This is a genomic window from Pseudomonas sp. B12(2026), assembly GCF_057767015.1.
In genome coordinates, this window is record NZ_CM173430.1 from 2,264,355 (window position 1) to 2,283,434 (window position 19,080).

Genomic DNA, 19,080 nt, shown 5'->3' on the forward strand with positions numbered 1-19,080 from the left:
GGGGTTACTCGGCAGTTTTCGCTACGGGTTGGCAGCCGGGCTTGCCGGCGGCGTATTTCAGGCTCGGATCGACCAGGGCGCCAAATCGCTTGAGGGCGTCGGAGCCGATCAGAAGAGGGTATTGGAAGGCGCTGCGGTCGGTAAGGTTCACCTCGATGCTGCGTCTTGTCTTGCCCATGCAGACGTCCAGTTCGATGACCGGACGCGCGGTATAGGCCTTGTCTTCGTCGGGGTCGAAGTCGCCATGGCGGCGCTTGATCTTGCTGATGCGCGCCAGCGGCTTCTCGATCGGCTGGCTGTCGCTGGTGTCGGTGGCGAGGTAGAAGCGCACCCAGGTTTCGCCGTCGCGCTTGAAGCGCTTGATGTCCCGGGCGCTGAGCGAGGCGGTCTTGGCGCCGGTGTCGAGCTTGGCGGCCACCTCCAGGCTCAGGTCGTCGATGCGGGCGTATTCGTTCAGGCCGTAGACCGTCTTGCCGGCAGCAGCGGCGGCGCCGGAACACAGGAGGATGCAAAGCAGCAGGGCAGTGGGCTGGAATCTCATGGGTCTGGATGAGTGGGTGGCCGCAAAGCCTTGAATAAAGTGGGTTCTCGCTCGTTCGGCAGCGGCCGGACTGCCACCAGGCGGGGCCTGGGCGCGCCAGGCAATGAAGCGCCGGATTCTATCATGTGGATTTTAAGTGGCGACAGTCGGTTGGCGACCTGGCAGGGTTTTTGTCCCGGCTACGTGACCGCGCGCCCGTTCCGGCCGGGCCCGGGACCTTGTTCCCGAGCCCGGCCGGATTGCGCGGTCGCTCAGGGTGTTTCCGGCACGGCGACTTCGCTCCAGCTGCTGTCGGGGTCGAAACGACTCATTTTCAGCGCGACTTTTCCGCCATCCGGCCCCAGGTTCTTGGAAAAGATCTCACCGTCGTGGCTGATCATGAAACTCATCACGCCGCTGTCGCCGTAACGGACCGGCCAGGCGACCAGGGCGAAGCCGCGGGTCATCTTGCCGCCGATCAGGTAGTCATAGGCGCCGCCGGGCGCCGAGGGGCCCTGGGCGGTGAGTATCCGGTAGTGGTAGCCATGCCAGCCGTCGCCCGGGAGCTCGTCGCCGAACAGGGGCCCGAGCGGGCTTTCCTCGCCGCCTTCCTCTTCCGGCCAGTACAGGCCGTCGTGGCGGCCGTCGCTGCTGACGAACTTCTGCGCGTATTCCAGTACGCCGTCGTCATTGCGGTCGGTCTCGGCAAAGTCCATCTGCGCATCGTGGTAGGCCTGCACGGCGCTCACCGCCGCTTCTTCGTTGCGGCCGATGCGGCGGATGCGGATTTCCTCGCCGCCGGCCCTGGCGTTGAATGCCCAGCCTTTCTTCTCGTGCAGGATGGGCAGGGGCAGCGTCCAGGGATCGTTGCCCACCACCAGATGGGCGCGGTCTGGGCCGTCCTTCTCGATCTGGTGCTTGTCCCGGTAGTGCGCGAGGAAGGCGTCCACCTCCTCGCGGTCGATGCCTTCGGGCGGGATGTAGCTGCGCCAGTCCTTGCCGAGCAGGGCGGCCAGGCGTTCGGGATCGGCCTTCTGGCTGCCGAGCGCGACGATGAAGGCGTCGGCGGCGGCTTCGGGGGTGGGGAAGGTTTCCTGCGCCATCAGGCCGCAGGGCAGCGCCCCCAGGAGGGCAAGCGCGAGTACGCGCGATGCGACATGCATGAGCGGTCTCCTATCTGCGCCGTCCGCCGCCGGACGGCGCGCGGGCGGGACGTTGCACGGTTTGCCCGGCGCGTGCCGCCTGCGGCCGGCTGGCGGCGGCGCGGCTGGCCTGTCCGCGGTTGGCGAGCGCGCGGGATTGCGTCGGGTTGTTGGCGCCGGCGAAGGCGTTGTTGCGCGGCGCCTGGGTTCTGGCGTGCTGCTGGCGGGCCTGTTCGCGGACCTGTGCGTTGTTCTGCGCCCGTGGTCGTTGCTGCGACTGTGCGCTGCGGTTCTGTGCCGCACGCTGGCGATCCTGTGGATCGCTGCGCAGTTCGCGGGTGGCGGCCTGCGCCCGCTCGCGGGCCTGCTGCGGGTTGTCGCGCAATTCGCGGTTGGCCTGCTGGGCGCGCTGGAGGGCCTGGGGATTGTCCCGCAGGTCGCGGGTGGCGGCCTGGGCGCGTTCGCGCGCCTGCGCATTGTTCGCCGCGGGCGGGGCGATGCCGCGCTGGGCAAGGCTTTCGCGCGCCCGGGAGCGCTCCTGCGCGCGGGCGGAGTCGAAGCCGCGCAGGGCCTCGCGCTGCTCGGCGCCGGCCAGCCGGCGGCTGTACTGCTCGCGGCTGGCGGCGTCGCGGTAGGGCACGCCGTTGCGATAGGTGGGGTCGTGCCGCCAAGTGGCGCGATTGCCGTTGAGCTCGCGGTTCACATTGCGGTTCACGTTCCGGTTGCTGTTGAAGTTGTTGTAGTGCTCAACGTCCACGTCGATCTCATGGTCGTCCCAGTCGCAGTCGCCCCACAGCGAGTTGACGATGGCGATGCCGGCGCCGAACGCCAGGCCGGTGGCCAGTGCGGTGGCGACGGGGTATTCGTATTGCGGTGGCGGCGGGTAGTAGGTCGGCGGGCTGGCGGGGTAGGCCCAGGTGCCGTAGACCTGGTTGGGGTTGTAGCTGGGGACGTACACCACCTGCGGGTTGGCGGGCTCGATGACGATCGTCTGCGCCGGGGCCGGTTGCACCACCACCGTGTCGCCGCCGGAGGCGGGTGGGGCGGCCGGTTTCATGGTGACGGTCTGCTGCTCGTTCGACTGCAGGTTGCCGGCGGCCTGGGCCTGGCGGCGCAGGCGCTGGATGGAGTCCATCACCGCGTCGGGCTGGGCCAGGAAGGCATCGCCTACGCGCTGCACCCAGGCGGGGTCCTGCTCGAGCGTGGCCAGGACCACGGGGAAGGCCACCAGCGACTGCACGCTCGGGTCCCACGGCTGGTCGGCCACCTGCTTCACGGCTTCGTCGCCGGTCACGCCGGGGTGGGCCTTCGACCAGGCTGCCGCATCGGCGACGTTGCCCGGGTAGGTGCTCGCCATCAGCACCTGGGCCAGCAGGGAGTCGGGGTACAGCGCCAGCGGCGCGAGCATCTGGTCGAGTTGTTCGGCGGTGAACACCGCCTGGGAGGGCGTTGCGGACGTGGCTGGAGGCGCGGCACTCACGGGGGCGGCTGCAGGTGCCGGTGCGGAGGGCGCGGGCGCTGCGGCGGCGGGCTGGCTGGCCGGCGGGGTGGTGGGAGTGATGGCTTTGGCGTTGGGCGGCTCGTCCGAATCACAGCCGGCCAATGCCAGCAAGGCGACCAGAACCAGACGCTGACATTCTCGCATGGCGCTCTCCTGTGCCGAATGAATGCCCGATCCATGAAAATGCTGCGGGCGAATCGCGGGTCCACAGAATGATAGGCGCGTTGGCGAGAGGCTGCCGAAAGTCGAACGGCCGGTGCTGAGACCGGCCGTCGATGAGGGGTTGCGAGGTCGCGGCGGTTACTTGAGCCGGCGTTCCACGCCTTTCTCGACCAGGATCTTGGCGGAGATCTCTTCCACCGAGAAATGCGTCGAGTTGATGTAGGCGATGTTTTCGCGGCGGAACAGGCTCTCCACCTCGCGCACCTCGAACTCGCACTGGGCGAAGCTGGCGTAGCGGCTGTTGGGCTTGCGCTCGTTGCGGATGGCGGTGAGCCGGTCCGAGTCGATGGTCAGGCCGAACAGCTTGTGCTTGTAGGGCTTGAGCGCGTTGGGCAGTTGCAGGCGCTCCATGTCTTCCTCGGTCAGCGGGTAGTTTGCCGCGCGGATGCCATACTGCAGTGCCATATAAAGGCAGGTGGGGGTCTTGCCGCAGCGCGATACGCCCACCAGGATCAGGTCGGCCTTGTCGTAGTAGTGGGTGCGGGCGCCGTCGTCGTTGTCCAGGGCGAAGTTGACCGCATCGATGCGCTCCATGTAGTTGGAGTTATGGCCGATGCTGTGGGATTTTCCGACGGAATACGACGAATCCGAGGATAATTCCTGCTCGAGCGGGGACAAAAACGTCGAGAAGATGTCAATCATGAAGCCGTTGGACTGCGCCAGTACCGAACGGATCTCGCGGTTCACGATGGTGTCGAAGATGATCGGGCGCAGCCCGTCCGCCTCGGCAGCGGTATTGATTTGCTGTACCATGACGCGCGCTTTTTCTTCGGTATCGATGTAAGGTCGCGTCAGTTTGACGAAGTTGATGTTCTCGAACTGCGCAAGAAGGCTCTGGCCGAGGGTTTCGGCGGTAATGCCGGTGCCGTCGGAAATGAAGAATGCAGTTCGTTTCATATGTGCGGCGGGCCTTAAGGTAGGAACGTTTCTTGGCTATGATAGGCCGCGCGTTTGCAAGGCCCTTTGCCGGGGCATTCTTACTCATTTTTCTGGCCTGGGCCAGACGAGTGGCACCGCGCCGGCCTGTACGACCTTTTCCAACACCTCAGTGGAGAGATCACCTTGGTAGAGTACGTAGTTTCCCTCGATAAGCTCGGCGTCCATGATGTCGAACGTGTGGGGGGCAAGAACGCATCCCTGGGCGAAATGATCAGCAACCTCGCCGGCGCCGGTGTTTCCGTGCCGGGTGGTTTTGCCACCACCGCCCAGGCCTACCGTGACTTCCTCGAGCAGAGCGGCCTTAACGATCGCATCCATACTGCGCTGGACGCTCTCGATGTGGATGACGTGAATGCCCTGGCCAAGACCGGTGCGCAGATCCGCCAGTGGGTGATGGACGCCGAATTCCCGGCCCAGCTCGACGCCGACATCCGCAAGGCCTTCACCGAGATGGCCGGCGGCAACGACAACATGGCCGTCGCCGTGCGCTCCTCGGCGACCGCCGAAGACCTGCCGGACGCCTCCTTCGCCGGCCAGCAGGAGACCTTCCTGAACATCCGCGGCGTGGACAACGTGATCCGCGCAGCCAAGGAAGTCTTCGCCTCCCTCTTCAACGACCGTGCCATCGCCTACCGCGTGCACCAGGGCTTCGACCACAAGCTGGTCGCCCTGTCCGCCGGCGTGCAGCGCATGGTCCGCTCGGAAACCGGCACCGCCGGCGTGATGTTCACCCTGGACACCGAGTCCGGCTTCCGTGACGTGGTGTTCATCACCGGCGCCTACGGCCTGGGCGAGACCGTGGTGCAGGGCGCGGTGAACCCCGACGAGTTCTACGTGCACAAGCCGACCCTGGAAGCCGGCCGTCCGGCGATCCTGCGTCGCAACCTGGGCAGCAAGGCCATCAAGATGGTCTACGGTGAAGAAGCCAAGGCCGGCAAGTCGGTCAAGGTGGTCGACGTGGAGAAGGCCGACCGCGCCCGCTTCGCCCTGACCGACGCCGAAGTGATCGAGCTGGCCAAGCAGGCCCTGATCATCGAGAAGCACTACCAGCGTCCGATGGACATCGAATGGGCCAAAGACGGCGACGACGGCAAGCTGTACATCGTCCAGGCCCGCCCCGAGACCGTGAAGAGCCGCACCAGCGCCACCGTGATGGAGCGCTACCTGCTCAAGGAAAAGGGCAAGGTCCTGGTGGAAGGCCGCGCCATCGGCCAGCGCATCGGCGCCGGTCCGGTGAAGGTGATCCACGACGTTTCCGAGATGGACAAGGTCCAGCCGGGCGACGTGCTGGTTTCCGACATGACCGACCCGGACTGGGAGCCGGTGATGAAGCGCGCCAGCGCCATCGTCACCAACCGCGGCGGGCGTACCTGCCACGCGGCGATCATCGCCCGTGAGCTGGGCATCCCGGCGGTCGTCGGCTGCGGCAACGCCACCGCCGTCCTGCAGGATGGCCAGCGCGTGACCGTATCCTGCGCCGAAGGCGACACCGGCCTGATCTACGAAGGCGAACTGGGCTTCGACGTGCGCCAGAACTCGGTCGACGCCATGCCCGAGCTGCCGTTCAAGATCATGATGAACGTCGGCAACCCGGACCGCGCCTTCGACTTCGCCCAGTTGCCGAACGAAGGCGTGGGCCTGGCCCGCCTGGAATTCATCATCAACCGCATGATCGGCGTGCACCCCAAGGCGCTGCTGAACTTCGCAAGCCTCCCTGCGGACATCAAGGACAGCGTCGAGAAGCGCATCGCCGGTTACGACGATCCGGTCGGCTTCTACGTCGACAAGCTGGTCGAGGGCGTCAGCACCCTGGCCGCGGCCTTCTGGCCGAAGAAGGTCATCGTGCGCCTGTCGGACTTCAAGTCCAACGAATACGCCAACCTGATCGGCGGCAAGCTCTACGAGCCGGAAGAAGAGAACCCGATGCTCGGCTTCCGCGGCGCCTCGCGCTACATCAGCGAATCCTTCCGCGATTGCTTCGAACTCGAATGCCGCGCGATGAAGCGGGTCCGCAACGAGATGGGCCTGACCAACGTCGAGCTGATGGTGCCCTTCGTGCGCACCCTGGGCGAGGCGTCCCAGGTCGTCGACCTGCTGGCCACCAACGGCCTCAAGCGTGGCGAGAACGGCCTGCGCGTCATCATGATGTGCGAACTGCCGTCCAACGCCCTGCTGGCCGACGAGTTCCTCGAGTTCTTCGACGGCTTCTCCATCGGCTCCAACGACCTGACCCAGCTGACCCTGGGCCTGGACCGCGACTCCGGCATCGTCGCGCACCTGTTCGACGAGCGTAACCCGGCGGTCAAGAAGCTGCTGGCCAACGCCATCCAGGCATGCAACAAGGCCGGCAAGTACATCGGCATCTGCGGCCAGGGCCCGTCGGACCACCCGGACCTCGCCAAGTGGCTGATGGAGCAGGGCATCGAGAGCGTGTCGCTGAACCCCGACTCGGTCCTCGACACCTGGTTCTTCCTCGCCGAAGGCCAGCCGTCCTGACGGTTCCTCAACCATCCTGAAAAGGGCGGGTGATTTCACCCGCCCTTTTTTGTGCAAGCGATTCCATGCAAAGCAGTAGTCGACTCTTCCCCGTTGCGCTCCTCAGCGCAGAGTTCCGCGGTGACCTCACCGAGGACGTATACCGCCTCAAGCCGGGCAACAGCCCCGATTCCAGCGTCGAGCTGGTCCTGACCCGCCTCGGGCTCCGCGACGGCGCGCGTGGCGTGCCGGTCATCCTCCTGCACGGCAGCTTCTCCAACCGGCGCTTCTGGTATTCGCCCAAGGGCATCGGTTTCGGCCCTTACCTGGCGCGCGCCGGATTCGACGTGTGGATTCCGGAAATGCGCGGCCACGGCCTGTCGCCGCGCAATGACGACTATGACCGCAACCGCGTGGCCGACTATGCGCGCTTCGACCTGCCGGCCATCGCCGGCTTCGTCGTCGAGCAGAGCGGCCAGGTGCCGCACTGGATCGGCCATTCGCTGGGGGGAATCACCCTGGCGGCCGCCTTGGGTGGCGGCTACCTGGAGCAAGACCAGGCGGCCAGCGTCGTGCTGTGCGGCAGCCAGATCAGCCGCACCTACTGGCCGCTCAAGCTGCCGCCGGTGGTCTGGGGCGGGCGCTTGTTGCTCAAGCGTATGGGCGGCCTGTCCGGTTCCCGGCTCAAGCGCGGACCGGAGGACGAGCCGCTCGGCCTGGCGCTGGAAACCCTGCGCTGGTACAGCCTGTTCGGCCGTTTCGGCGAGAAGGACAACGACTGGTGGGGCGGGTTGCAGAATGTCAGGGTGCCGGTGCTGGCGGTGGCCTCCGACGGCGATCACCAGGACCCGGCCTGGGCCTGCCGCATGCTGCTGGAGCAGTTCGGCGCCGAGGTGCGGGAATACCTGCATCTGGGCCGGCGGCACGGATTCTCCGAAGACTACGGACACGTCGAGATGCTGATCAGCAAGGGCGCGCAGCGTGAAGTCTGGCCGCTGTTGCGGCACTGGCTGGAACAGGGTGCGTTGCCGGCCGGGCAGGGCGCTCTGGCGCAGGCTTGAGCGTTCCGCGCCGGCGCCGTAGCGGGTAGACTGTGACGCCAGTGAGTCTTTCGGTCACGCCAGGGCCGGATTGCCTTAACCGTTTTCTTCAATAGGAGCGTCTCCATGCATTACGTCACCCCCGATCTGTGCGATGCCTACCCGGAGCTGGTCCAGGTCGTCGAGCCGATGTTCAGCAACTTCGGCGGGCGGGACTCCTTCGGTGGCGAGATCGTCACCATCAAGTGCTTCGAGGACAACTCGCTGGTCAAGGAGCAGGTCGAGAAGGACGGCAAGGGCAAGGTCCTGGTGGTGGACGGCGGCGGCTCGCTGCGCCGCGCGCTGCTGGGCGACATGCTGGCCGAGAAGGCGGCGAAGAACGGCTGGGAAGGCATCGTGGTGTACGGCTGCATCCGTGACGTCGACGTGATCGCGCAGACCGACCTGGGCGTGCAGGCGCTGGCCAGCCACCCGATGAAGACCGACAAGCGCGGCATCGGCGACCTTAACGTGGCGGTGACCTTCGGCGGCATCACCTTCCGCCCGGGCGAGTTCGTCTATGCCGACAACAACGGCATCATCGTCTCGCCCCAGGCGCTGAAAATGCCGGAATAAGGCGAACCTCCGACCTCGGTTCGAGTCAATGCCGGAAGCGAAGGCTTCCGGCATTTTTCATGGAGCGCCCGAAGGCGCGGGCGTGGGAGAGGGCATGCAGGCATACGAAGGTGGCAGCGAGCGCGGCCTGATCGACGGTTTCGTGCTCGATGGGCGTGGCGGCGCGCGGGAGATATCCCGCAAGGAGCTGCCGTTGCTGGACCTCAAGCCGGAGGAAAGCCTCTGGGTGCACTGGGACCGCGGCGTTCCGGAGGCGCAGAGCTGGCTGCGCGAGGCCAGCGGGCTCAACGAGTTCGCCTGCGACCTGCTGCTGGAGGAGGCGACCCGCCCGCGGCTGGTCGATCTGGGCGGCGAGCGCCTGCTGCTGTTCCTGCGGGGCGTGAACCTCAACCCCGGGGCGATGCCGGAGGACATGGTGTCGCTGCGTGTCTATGCCGAGTCGCAGCGGGTGATTTCCATGCGTTTGCGCCCGCTCAGGGCGGTGGCCGACCTGCGCACCGACCTCGAGGCCGGGCGCGGCCCGAAGACCGCCTCGGAAGTGGTGCTGTACCTGGCGCACTACCTCACCGACCGGGTCGATACGCTGGTCGGCGGCCTGGCCGACCAGCTCGACACCATGGAGGAGGCCATCGAGGAGGACGAGCGCAGCATTCCCGACCAGCACCAGCTGCGCACCCTGCGCCGGCGGGCGGCGGGGCTGCGGCGGTATCTCTCGCCCCAGCGCGACATCTACGCGCAGATGATCAAGTTCAAGCTGTCCTGGACGGTCGCCGACGACGCCGACTACTGGAACGAGCTGTACAACCGCCTGACCCGCAACCTGGAGGAACTGGAGCTGATCCGCGAGCGCATCAGCCTGATCCAGGAGGCCGAACATCGTCGAATCACCGAGCGGATGAACCGGACCATGTATCTGCTTGGTATCATCACCGGCTTTTTCCTGCCCATGAGCTTCGTGACGGGGCTTCTGGGCATCAATGTCGGCGGCATTCCCGGGGCGCAGGCGCCCTACGGATTCGTGGTGGCCTGCCTGTTGATCGGCGGCATCGCGGCGTTCCAGTGGTGGATTTTCCGCCGCCTGCGTTGGCTCTAGGTGTGACTTTTGAGGCGGTGAGGGCGTCAAGCACCTCACACAGGCGAGGTGCGCATGCACGACCCATTTGAAGAATCCTTGCGTGATCTGCTGAAGATGCCGCCGGAGCAGCCGGGCGACGACTCGCGCCTGGACCGCGTGCTCAAGACCGCCAACCGCCAGGTCGGCGCGGGCGATCTGTTCAGCATGATGGGCCACTGGCTGGAAGCGCTGTCGATTGGCGTCAGTCGCGGCGCCCTGCATCTTGCGCCCGTCTCGCGTCGCGCGCAGAATTCCGCCCCTTCCGCTGACAAGGCCGATTGAACATGCAATTCGACATCTGGACGCAAAGCCTGCTGACCGCCATGAATACCCTGTGGGGCAAGCTGGCCGGGTTCATTCCGAACCTGCTCGCGGCGCTGGTGATCGTGCTGCTCGGCTTCATCGTCGCCAAGCTGCTCGACGCGCTGCTGTCCAAGCTGCTGGCCAAGCTGGGCCTGGATCGCCTGATGGCCGGCACCGGCCTGACCAAGCTGATGTCCCGCGCCGGCATCCAGGTGCCGGTCTCGACCCTGATCGGCAAGATCATCTACTGGTTCGTGCTGCTGGTGTTCCTGGTCTCCGCCGCCGAATCGCTGGGGCTGCAGCGCGTTTCCGCCACCCTGGACATGCTCGCGCTGTACCTGCCGAAGGTCTTCGGCGCGGCGCTGGTGCTGATCGTCGGCATCCTCCTGGCCCAGTTGGCCAACAGCCTGGTGCGCGGCGCGGCCGACGGTGTCGGCCTCGAATACTCCAGCGGCCTGGGGCGCGTCGCCCAGTGGCTGGTCATCATCATCAGCATCTCGGTGGCCATCGGCCAGCTCGAGGTCAAGACCGACCTGCTCAACTACATCATCGCCATCGTGCTGATCACCATCGGCCTGGCGGCGGCGCTCGCCCTCGGGCTGGGCAGCCGCGAAGTCGCCGGCCAGATCATCGCGGGCATTTACGTGCGTGAGCTGTATCAGGTCGGGCAGCAAGTGAAAGTCGCGGATGTCGAAGGCATCATCGAGGAAATTGGGACCATCAAGACTATCCTGCTGACGGAGGAGGGGGAGCTGGTGTCCATCGCCAACCGCATCCTGCTCGATCAGCGCGTGACCAGTCGCTGAGATGATGACCGATCGCCGATGCCGCTTCCCTGGAGCGCATCGGTCGCTGACATGACCTGGCCCGACCCGACTTGAATACGCCGCAATCACTGCCCTTGCGCTACGACCCGCGCCAGCTCACCGACGAGGAGCTGGTGGAGCGCTCTCACGTGGAACTGTTCCACGTGACCCGGGCCTATGAAGAGCTGATGCGCCGCTACCAGCGCACGCTGTTCAATGTCTGCGCCCGATATCTGGGCAATGACCGGGACGCCGATGATGTGTGTCAAGAGGTCATGTTGAAGGTTCTGTATGGTTTGAAGAACTTCGAGGGTAAATCGAAGTTCAAGACATGGCTCTACAGCATCACTTACAACGAGTGCATTACCCAATATCGGAAGGAACGGCGCAAACGCCGATTGCTCGATGCGCTGAGTCTGGATCCGATTGAGGAGGCCTCCGAAGAGAAGGCCCCGAAAGTGGAGGAGCGCGGCGGGCTAGATCGTTGGCTGGTGCATGTCAATCCCATTGATCGGGAAATCCTGGTGCTGCGCTTCGTGGCGGAACTGGAGTTCCAGGAAATCGCGGACATCATGCACATGGGGCTGAGCGCTACCAAGATGCGCTATAAGCGTGCACTCGATCGACTGCGCGAAAAGTTTTCCGGTGTGACGGAATCTTAGTTTGGTAAATATTGTCTCTATGGCCGGGAAGTTCTGATAAACTTGCCAGCCAAGTTGTACAGCCTATGGCTGAATAACTTATTGACCACCAAGATGGGGATTTAACGGATGAAACTGAAGAACACCCTTGGCGTCGTTGTCGGCTCTGTAATCGCCGCTTCCGCTATGAACGCCTTCGCTCAAGGCCAGGGCGCGGTCGAGGTCGAGGCCTTCGGCAAGCGCTATTTCACTGACAGCACCCGCGACATGAAGAACGCGGACCTGTACGGCGGTTCGGTTGGCTACTTCCTGACCGACGACGTCGAGCTGGCCCTGTCCTACGGTGAGTACCACGACGTTCGTGGCACCTACGAGACCGGCAACAAGAAGGTTCATGGCAACCTGAGCACTCTGGACGCCATCTACCACTTCGGTACCCCGGGTGCCGGCAACCTGCGTCCGTACGTGTCGGCAGGTATCGGCCACCAGAGCCTGACCAACATCAGCGACGCCAACGGCAGCCGTCAGAACCTGACCATGGCCATGATCGGGACCGGTCTGAAGTACTACTTCACCGAGAACTTCTATGCCAAGGCGAGCCTGGACGGTCAGTACGGCCTGGAACAGCGCCAGAACGGCCACCAGGGCGAGTGGATGGCTGGCCTGGGCGTCGGCATGAACTTCGGTGGTGGCAAGACCGCCGCCCCGGCTCCGGAGCCGGTTGCTGAAGTCTGCTCCGACTCCGACAACGATGGCGTCTGCGACAACGTCGACAAGTGCCCGGACACCCCGGCCAACGTCACCGTTGACGCCAACGGCTGCCCGGCCGTTGCTGAAGTCGTTCGCGTCCAGCTGGACGTGAAGTTCGACTTCGACAAGTCCAAGGTCAAGGAAAACAGCTACGCCGACATCAAGAACGTCGCTGATTTCATGAAGCAATACCCGTCCACCAGCACCACCGTTGAAGGCCACACCGACTCCGTCGGCACCGACGCCTACAACCAGAAGCTGTCCGAGCGTCGTGCCAACGCCGTTCGTGACGTACTGGTCAACGAGTACGGTGTTGAAGGCGGCCGCGTGAACGCTGTTGGTTACGGTGAGAGCCGCCCGGTTGCTGACAACGCAACCGCTGAAGGCCGCGCCATCAACCGTCGCGTAGAAGCCGAAGTAGAAGCCCAGTCCAAGTAATTGGTCTGAGCTCCTGAGAAAGACCCGGCCTTGGCCGGGTTTTTCTTTGCCTGCGAAAAGCTGCCGGCTCAGGCGCTGCGGGCCCGCGCGACCTGCTGCGTGGCGGCGGCCACTTCGCCGATGACCAGGATCGCCGGGCTTTTCAGGGCGAAGCGCCGGGCGTCGTCGAGCATCTCCTTCAGCAGGCTGCGGTACTCGCGCTGGTTGGGCAGGGAGGCGTTCTCGATCATCGCCACCGGCGTGTCGGCGTGCATTCCGCCTTCCAGCAGGCCATCGCGGATTTCCGCCAGCTTCGCCACGCCCATGTAGATCACCAGGGTCGTCCCGCCTTCCGCCAGGCCGCGCCAGTTCAGCGGACTGTCGTCCTGGGTGTGCGCGGTCACCAGCGTCACTCCCCGGCTCACGCCGCGCAGGGTCAGGGGGATGTCGCACTGGGTCGCCGCTGCCAGCCCGGCGGTGATGCCGTTGACCAGTTCGCACTCGACACCCCGCGCGCGGAGCCACTCGGCTTCCTCGCCGCCGCGCCCGAAGATGCACGGATCGCCACCTTTCAGGCGCGCCACGCGCCGCCCCTGGCGGGCATGGCGGAGCATCAGCCGGTGGATGAAGTCCTGCGGCGTGGAGCGGCAGCCGCCGCGCTTGCCCACCGGGATCACCCGCGCCGTCGGGCAATGCTCCAGCACCGCCGGATTCACCAGATCGTCGATCAGGACCACCTCGGCCTGCGCCAGGGCGCGAACCGCCTTCAGGGTCAGCAGCTCCGGATCGCCCGGACCTGCGCCGATCAGCCAGACTTTTCCACTCATATCCTTCTCCTCGGGCTGCCGTGTTCGCGGCGTAGCTCAGGCCGACGCTGCCAGCGGACGCCGGGCCAGCAGACGTTTGATTTCCGGTACGCAGGAGCCGCAGGCGGTCCCGCACTTGAGTTCGCACTTGAGTCCGTCCAGGTCCAGGCCCTGATCGATGCCAGCCTGGATGCGCTTCTGGCTGACGTTCAGGCAGTTGCACAGGGTCTTGTCGGCGGCGGCACCGGCCTTGCCCGGCGCCGCGCCGAGCGGGGCGAGCAGCCAGCGGCGCAGTTCCTGGTCGGCGCGGCCTTCCTTCCACAGTTCGCGCAGCCAGGCGCGGGCGGCGGTTTCGCCGGCCAGGCGCAGGGCGACGATGCGCGACTGCTCGATGCGCACGCGCTTGCCGACCGAGAGGCGGGGATCGTCATAGGCCATCACCGGCCCCTCGTTGAGGTCGAGCAGTGCATCGATGGCGGCCAGCCATTCCGCGCACGGCGCCTCATGGTGCGCGGCGCGGATCAGCAGGGCCGGCCGCTCGCGCCCGGTGGGGCTGAAGCTGGCGTAGCGCAGGTTGTCGAACAGCGGGCGCAGGGCGTCGAAGCGCTTCTGCACATCGCCTTCCACCAGGGCGAAGAACTGCCAGGGCAGTTCGATACGGCTGACTTCCACCGTGGCGTGTTTCAGTTCGGGTTGGCGGGACAGCGGGTCCAGCGCCGGCAGGGTGAGCACGTTGATCCCCAGGCCCTTGAGGAAACGGTCGCCCCAGTGCATCGGCAGGAAGGCCTGGCCGGGGCGCAGGCGTTCGTCGGCCTGCACCGGCAGCACCAGTTCGCCACGGCGGCTGTGCAGGCGCACCAGCTGGCCGTCGCTGATGCGGCGGCGGCGCAGTTCGTCCGGGTGCAGGCCGAGCATGGCTTCTTCGACATGGCCGAACAGCTGCGGCGCGGTGCCGGTGCGGGTCATGCCGTGCCACTGGTCACGCAGGCGGCCGGTGTTGAGGATCAGCGGGTAGCGCGCATCGCGCTTTTCCTTGGGCGCGCGGTAGGGCTCGGCGATCAGCCGGGCGCGGCCGTTGGCGGTGGGGAACTGGCCGTCGCCATACAGGCGCTCGGAGCCACTGGTGGCGCCGGTGGGGAACGGCCATTGCTGCGGACCACGGCTGTCCAGCAGCGCGTAATCGATGCCGGAAAGATCGAGGTCGCGCCCGCGGGTCAGCAGTTTGTATTCGTCGAACAGCGCGGAAGGCGAATCGAAGTCGAACAGGCTCGCTTCGCCTGGGCGCAGGCGCTGCTCCAGGCGGCGGGCGAAGTCGCTGACGATGGCCCAGTCCGCCCGCGCCTCGCCGATGGCGGGAACCGCCGGGCGCACATGGCTGATGCGTCGCTCGGAGTTGGTCAGCGTGCCTTCCTTCTCGCCCCAGCTGGCGGCGGGCAGCAGCAGGTCGGCGTACTGGCAGGTCTCGCTGGTGCTGAAGGCTTCCTGGACGACGACGAAGGGGCAGGCGGCCAGGGCTTCGCGCACGCGGGTCTGGTCCGGCAGGGACTGCGCCGGGTTGGTGCAGGCGATCCACAGGGCCTTGATGCGCCCGTCGCGCACCGCGTCGAACAGTTCGATGGCGCTCAGGCCGGGGTTCTCCGGCAGTTGCTCGACGCCCCAGTAGCCGGCGACTTCCGCGCGGTGCCCGGCATTGCCGGCTTCGCGGTGGCCGGGCAGCAGGTTGGACAGGCTGCCGGTCTCGCGGCCGCCCATGGCGTTGGGCTGGCCGGTGAGGGAAAAGGGACCGGCGCCGGGGCGGCCGATCTGCCCGGTGGCCAGGTGCAGGTTGATCAGCGCGCTGTTCTTCGCGCTGCCGGCGCTGGACTGGTTCAGGCCCATGCACCAGAGCGAGAGGAAGGCCGGTGCCTGGCCGATCCACTGCGCGGCGCGCTGCAGGTCATCGACGGCGATGCCGCAGATTTCCGCCACGGCCAGCGGGCCGTAGTCGCGCACCAGCGCTTTCAGTTCGTCCAGGCCCTCGGTGTGGGCGTCGATGAAGGCGCGATCGATCCAGCCTTCCCAGAGCAGGATGTGCAGGATGCCGTGGAACAGCGCGACGTCGGTGCCGGGCAGGATCGCCAGGTGCAGGTCGGCCTGCTCGGCGGTGTCGGTGATGCGCGGGTCGATGACGATCAGCTTCATCTCCGGGCGCCGCGCGCGGGCTTCTTCCAGGCGGCGGAACAGCACCGGATGGGCGTAGGCCATGTTGCTGCCGGCGATCATCACGCAGTCGGCCAGCTCGATGTCCTCGTAGCTGCACGGCGGGGCGTCGGCGCCGAGGCTGCGCTTGTAGCCGACCACCGCCGAGGACATGCACAGCCGCGAGTTGCTGTCGATGTTGTTGGTGCCGACCAGGGCGCGGGCCAGCTTGTTGAAGGCGTAGTAATCCTCGGTGAGCAACTGGCCGGAGACGTAGAAGGCCACGCTGTCCGGCCCGTGCTCGCGGAGGGTTTCGGCGAAGATGCCGGCGGCGTGATCGAGCGCGGTGTCCCAGTCGGTGCGGCTGCGCGCCAGTGCCTTGCCCAGGCGCAGTTCCGGGAAATGCGCGCGGGCGGCGGGGTCGCCGGTGAGGTGCAGGGTCGAACCCTTGCTGCACAGGCGGCCGAAGTTGGCCGGATGCCGCGGGTCGCCCTGCACGCCCAGGATGCGCTCGTCGTCGTGTTCGATCAGTACGCCGCAGCCCACGCCGCAGTAGCAGCAGGTGGATGCGGTGGTGCGACGGTTCGGGTTCATGGCACGGGCCTCGCTGGCTGACTCAGGCGCAGTTGGCGACTGACGTACGCAGTGCCAGCAGCACGCGGCCGTCCTCGACCTTCACCTCGTGGCGATGGGCGCAGCCCTGGTCGGGGGCCACGGCTTCGCCGCTTTCCAGCTCGATCTGCCAGTTGTGCAGCGGGCAGGCCACGCGCTTGCCGTAGATCAGCCCCTGGGACAGCGGGCCGCCCTTGTGCGGGCAGCGGTCGTCGAGGGCGAAGACTTCGTCGTCGGCGGTGCGGAAGATCGCGATGTCGCCCTTGGGGCCGGCGATGACGCGCGAGCCCAGCGGGTTGATGTCGTCCAGGGCGCAGATGTCGAACCAGTTCATGGGATGTCTCCAGCGATGCGTTGGGAGGGACCCCGGCGGCGGGGCCCGGCGTGCACTCAGGCGGTTTCCAGCTGCTTGAGCGGAATCCGTTCGAATTCCTTCTTCAGCGGCGGCTGGGCGATGCGCTCCTGCCACGGGTCCTGCTCCAGCGAGAGGGCGAACTGCAGGCGCGCGTTGAGTGCCTGGCGGTTCTCGGCGTCTTCCAGCACGGCCTTCCGGATGTGCTCCATGCCGACCCGCTGCAGGTAGTGCACGGTGCGTTCGAGGTAGAAGGCTTCCTCGCGGTAGAGCTGGAGGAAGGCGCCGCTGTATTCGCGGACTTCGTCGGAGGTCTTGAGCTTGACGAAGAACTCCGCCACCTCGGTCTTGATCCCGCCGTTGCCGCCGATGTACAGCTCCCAGCCCGAATCCACGCCGATGATGCCGATGTCCTTGATGCCGGCCTCGGCGCAGTTGCGTGGGCAGCCGGAGACCGCCAGCTTGACCTTGTGCGGCGACCACATGTTGAACAGGTCGTGCTCCAGGTCGATGCCCAGCTGGGTCGAGTTCTGCGTGCCGAAGCGGCAGAACTCGCTGCCCACGCAGGTCTTCACGGTGCGGATGGATTTGCCGTAGGCGTGGCCGGAGGGCATGTCCAGCTCCTTCCAGATCGCCGGCAGGTCATCCTTCCTGATGCCCAGCAGGTCGATGCGCTGGCCGCCGGTGACCTTCACCATCGGCACCTGGTACTTGTCGGCGACGTCGGCGATGCGCCGCAGCTCGGCGGCGCTGGTGACGCCGCCCCACATGCGCGGGACCACCGAATAGGTGCCGTCCTTCTGGATGTTGGCGTGGGCGCGTTCGTTGATCAGGCGCGACTGCGGGTCGTCCTTGGCTTCGCCCGGCCAGGTGGAAATCAGGTAGTAGTTCAGTGCCGGGCGGCAGGTGGCGCAGCCGTCCGCGGTGCGCCAGTCCATGAAGCGCATGGCGGCGCTCAGGGAAATCAGGTGATGCTCGCGGATCGCCTTGCGCACCTGGCCGTGGTTGAGGTCGCTGCAGCCGCAGATGGCCTTTTCGCTCTTGGGCTTCACGTCCGCCGCGCCACCCACGGTGCTGATCAGGATCTGCTCCACCAGCCCCGCGCAGGAGCCGCAGGAGCTGGCGGCCTTGGTGTGCTTCTTCACCTCGTCGACGCTGAACAGGCCGTTCTCCTGGATCGCCTTGACGATGGTGCCCTTGCACACGCCGTTGCAGCCGCAGACCTCGGCGCTGTCGGGCATGCTGGCAGCGCTGTTCTGGCCCTGGTGGCCGGCATCGCCAACGCTGCTCTCGCCGAACATCAGGTGCTCGCGGATCTCGGCGACGTTGTGGTTCTCGCGGATCTGCCGGAAGTACCAGCCGCCGTCGGCGGTGTCGCCGTAGAGGCAGGCGCCGACCAGCACGTCGTCCTTGATCACCAGCTTCTTGTACACGCCGCCGATGGGGTCGGAGAGGGTGATCGTCTCGGTGCCTTCGCCGCCCATGAATTCGCCGGCGGAGAACAGGTCGATGCCGGTGACCTTGAGCTTGGTGGAGGTCACCGAGCCCTGGTAGCGGGCGAAGCCGAGCATGGCCAGGTGGTTGGCGCAGACCTTGGCCTGCTCGAACAGCGGCGCCACCAGGCCGTAGGCGATGCCGCGGTGGCTGGCGCATTCGCCGAGCGCGTAGATGCGCGGGTCGTAGGTCTGCAGGGTGTCGTTGACCAGGATGCCGCGGTTGCAGGGCAGGCCGGTCTTCTCCGCCAGTTCGGTGTTGGGGCGGATGCCGGCGGCCATCACCACCAGGTCGGCGGCGACCACTTCGCCGTCCTTGAAGCGCACGGCGCAGACGCGGCCGTTGCCGTCGTCGATCAGTTCCTCGGTCTGGGTGTTCAGGCGGAAGTGGATGCCGCGCGATTCCAGCGCACCCTGCAGTAGCTTGCCGGCGGTGCGGTCCAGCTGGCGTTCCAGCAGCCAGTCGGAGAGGTGCACCACGGTGACGTCCATGCCTCGCAGCTTGAGGCCGTTGGCCGCTTCCAGGCCGAGCAGGCCGCCGCCGATGACCACCGCGTGGCTGTGGCTGCCGGCGGTGTCGATCATGGTCTGGGTGTCGGCGATGTCGCGGTAGCCGATCACGCCGCGCAGGCGGTTGCCCGGCACCGGCAGGATGAACGGGGTGGAGCCGGTGGCGATCAGCAGCCGGTCGTACTCGGCTTCGCTGCCGTCCTCGGCGTAGACCTTGCGGCGGTGGCGGTCGATGCGGGTGACCTTGCGGTTGAGCAGCAGGCGGATGCCGTTTTCGCTGTACCAGTTGAGGTCGTTGAGGACGATGTCCTCGAAGGCCTGCTCGCCGGCCAGCACGGGGGAGAGCAGGATGCGGTTGTAGTTGGGGTGGGGCTCGGCGCCGAACACGGTGATGTCGTAGAGGTCGGGCGCGACTTTCAGCAGTTCTTCGAGGGTGCGCACACCGGCCATGCCGTTGCCGATCAGTACGAGCTTGAGCTTTTTCATGTCAGGGCTCCGTCACGCAATCGCGGAAAACAAAAAAGGCGTCCCGCCGGTTGCCCGGCGAGGACGCCTTTGTCCAAGTCCCGATCGATCGGGAAGTGCGAGCCTCTTCGTTGAGGGACGCGCTTTTATAGATTGTTGCCAAGGCTATTGCAGGGGCT

Annotated in this window: 16 protein-coding genes; 8 read left to right on the forward strand and 8 right to left on the reverse strand. The window is 66.3% G+C overall.

What is annotated here, in order from left to right; genetic code table 11:
- Window positions 1–4: 4 nt before the first annotated feature.
- The 4 genes from rloA to ppsR all read right to left on the reverse strand — a co-directional run bounded on the left by rloA (window position 5) and on the right by ppsR (window position 4,282).
- A complete protein-coding gene (gene rloA / locus AC3B6A_RS10630; RefSeq protein WP_488402610.1) occupies window positions 5–541 on the reverse strand; it encodes a retropepsin-like aspartic peptidase RloA in 537 nt (178 codons plus the stop codon).
- Window positions 542–792: 251 nt separating this feature from the next.
- A complete protein-coding gene (locus tag AC3B6A_RS10635) occupies window positions 793–1,683 on the reverse strand; it encodes a DUF2950 domain-containing protein (protein WP_488402611.1) in 891 nt (296 codons plus the stop codon).
- Window positions 1,684–1,693: 10 nt separating this feature from the next.
- Window positions 1,694–3,307: a DUF3300 domain-containing protein gene (locus tag AC3B6A_RS10640; RefSeq protein WP_488402612.1), complete on the reverse strand. Its 1,614-nt coding sequence runs from the start codon at window positions 3,305–3,307 to the stop codon at window positions 1,694–1,696.
- A gap of 156 nt (window positions 3,308–3,463) precedes the next feature.
- The gene (ppsR, locus tag AC3B6A_RS10645) at window positions 3,464–4,282 is read right to left on the reverse strand and encodes a posphoenolpyruvate synthetase regulatory kinase/phosphorylase PpsR (protein ID WP_488402613.1); all 819 of its coding nucleotides are present in this window, start codon (window positions 4,280–4,282) and stop codon (window positions 3,464–3,466) included.
- A 165-nt stretch (window positions 4,283–4,447) separates the two neighbouring features.
- On the opposite strand from ppsR, the gene ppsA reads away from it, so the two are divergent.
- From ppsA to AC3B6A_RS10685, 8 genes are all read left to right on the forward strand, one after another.
- Complete coding sequence (gene ppsA / locus AC3B6A_RS10650; protein WP_488402615.1) at window positions 4,448–6,820, forward strand: phosphoenolpyruvate synthase; 2,373 nt, start codon at window positions 4,448–4,450, stop codon at window positions 6,818–6,820.
- Window positions 6,821–6,885: 65 nt separating this feature from the next.
- Window positions 6,886–7,860: an alpha/beta fold hydrolase gene (locus AC3B6A_RS10655; protein WP_488402616.1), complete on the forward strand. Its 975-nt coding sequence runs from the start codon at window positions 6,886–6,888 to the stop codon at window positions 7,858–7,860.
- Between the two features lie 105 nt (window positions 7,861–7,965).
- Complete coding sequence (rraA, locus tag AC3B6A_RS10660) at window positions 7,966–8,454, forward strand: ribonuclease E activity regulator RraA (RefSeq protein WP_090262113.1); 489 nt, start codon at window positions 7,966–7,968, stop codon at window positions 8,452–8,454.
- 94 nt (window positions 8,455–8,548) lie between these two features.
- Window positions 8,549–9,547 (forward strand): divalent cation transporter CmaX, encoded by a 999-nt coding sequence (gene cmaX / locus AC3B6A_RS10665; protein ID WP_488402617.1) that lies wholly within the window; start codon window positions 8,549–8,551, stop codon window positions 9,545–9,547.
- Between the two features lie 54 nt (window positions 9,548–9,601).
- Complete coding sequence (locus tag AC3B6A_RS10670) at window positions 9,602–9,850, forward strand: CrfX protein (protein ID WP_488402618.1); 249 nt, start codon at window positions 9,602–9,604, stop codon at window positions 9,848–9,850.
- A gap of 2 nt (window positions 9,851–9,852) precedes the next feature.
- The gene (locus tag AC3B6A_RS10675; protein ID WP_488402619.1) at window positions 9,853–10,677 is read left to right on the forward strand and encodes a mechanosensitive ion channel family protein; all 825 of its coding nucleotides are present in this window, start codon (window positions 9,853–9,855) and stop codon (window positions 10,675–10,677) included.
- Between the two features lie 71 nt (window positions 10,678–10,748).
- On the forward strand, window positions 10,749–11,339 hold the full coding sequence (sigX, locus tag AC3B6A_RS10680) for an RNA polymerase sigma factor SigX (protein WP_488402620.1): 591 nt from the start codon (window positions 10,749–10,751) through the stop codon (window positions 11,337–11,339).
- Window positions 11,340–11,447: 108 nt separating this feature from the next.
- Window positions 11,448–12,506, forward strand: a complete 1,059-nt coding sequence (locus AC3B6A_RS10685; RefSeq protein ID WP_488402621.1) for an OmpA family protein — start codon at window positions 11,448–11,450, stop codon at window positions 12,504–12,506.
- A 68-nt stretch (window positions 12,507–12,574) separates the two neighbouring features.
- On the opposite strand, the gene cobA is transcribed toward AC3B6A_RS10685, so the two are convergent.
- Genes cobA through nirB form a run of 4 tightly spaced genes read right to left on the reverse strand, consistent with a single transcriptional unit; the run spans window position 12,575 to window position 18,922 of the window.
- Window positions 12,575–13,312, reverse strand: coding sequence for a uroporphyrinogen-III C-methyltransferase (gene cobA / locus AC3B6A_RS10690; protein WP_488402622.1), 738 nt, complete (start codon window positions 13,310–13,312; stop codon window positions 12,575–12,577).
- A 36-nt stretch (window positions 13,313–13,348) separates the two neighbouring features.
- Window positions 13,349–16,063: a nitrate reductase gene (locus AC3B6A_RS10695; RefSeq protein ID WP_488402623.1), complete on the reverse strand. Its 2,715-nt coding sequence runs from the start codon at window positions 16,061–16,063 to the stop codon at window positions 13,349–13,351.
- Window positions 16,064–16,085: 22 nt separating this feature from the next.
- Complete coding sequence (gene nirD, locus AC3B6A_RS10700; protein WP_488402624.1) at window positions 16,086–16,415, reverse strand: nitrite reductase small subunit NirD; 330 nt, start codon at window positions 16,413–16,415, stop codon at window positions 16,086–16,088.
- A gap of 56 nt (window positions 16,416–16,471) precedes the next feature.
- On the reverse strand, window positions 16,472–18,922 hold the full coding sequence (nirB, locus tag AC3B6A_RS10705) for a nitrite reductase large subunit NirB (protein ID WP_488402625.1): 2,451 nt from the start codon (window positions 18,920–18,922) through the stop codon (window positions 16,472–16,474).
- Window positions 18,923–19,080: the final 158 nt, after the last annotated feature.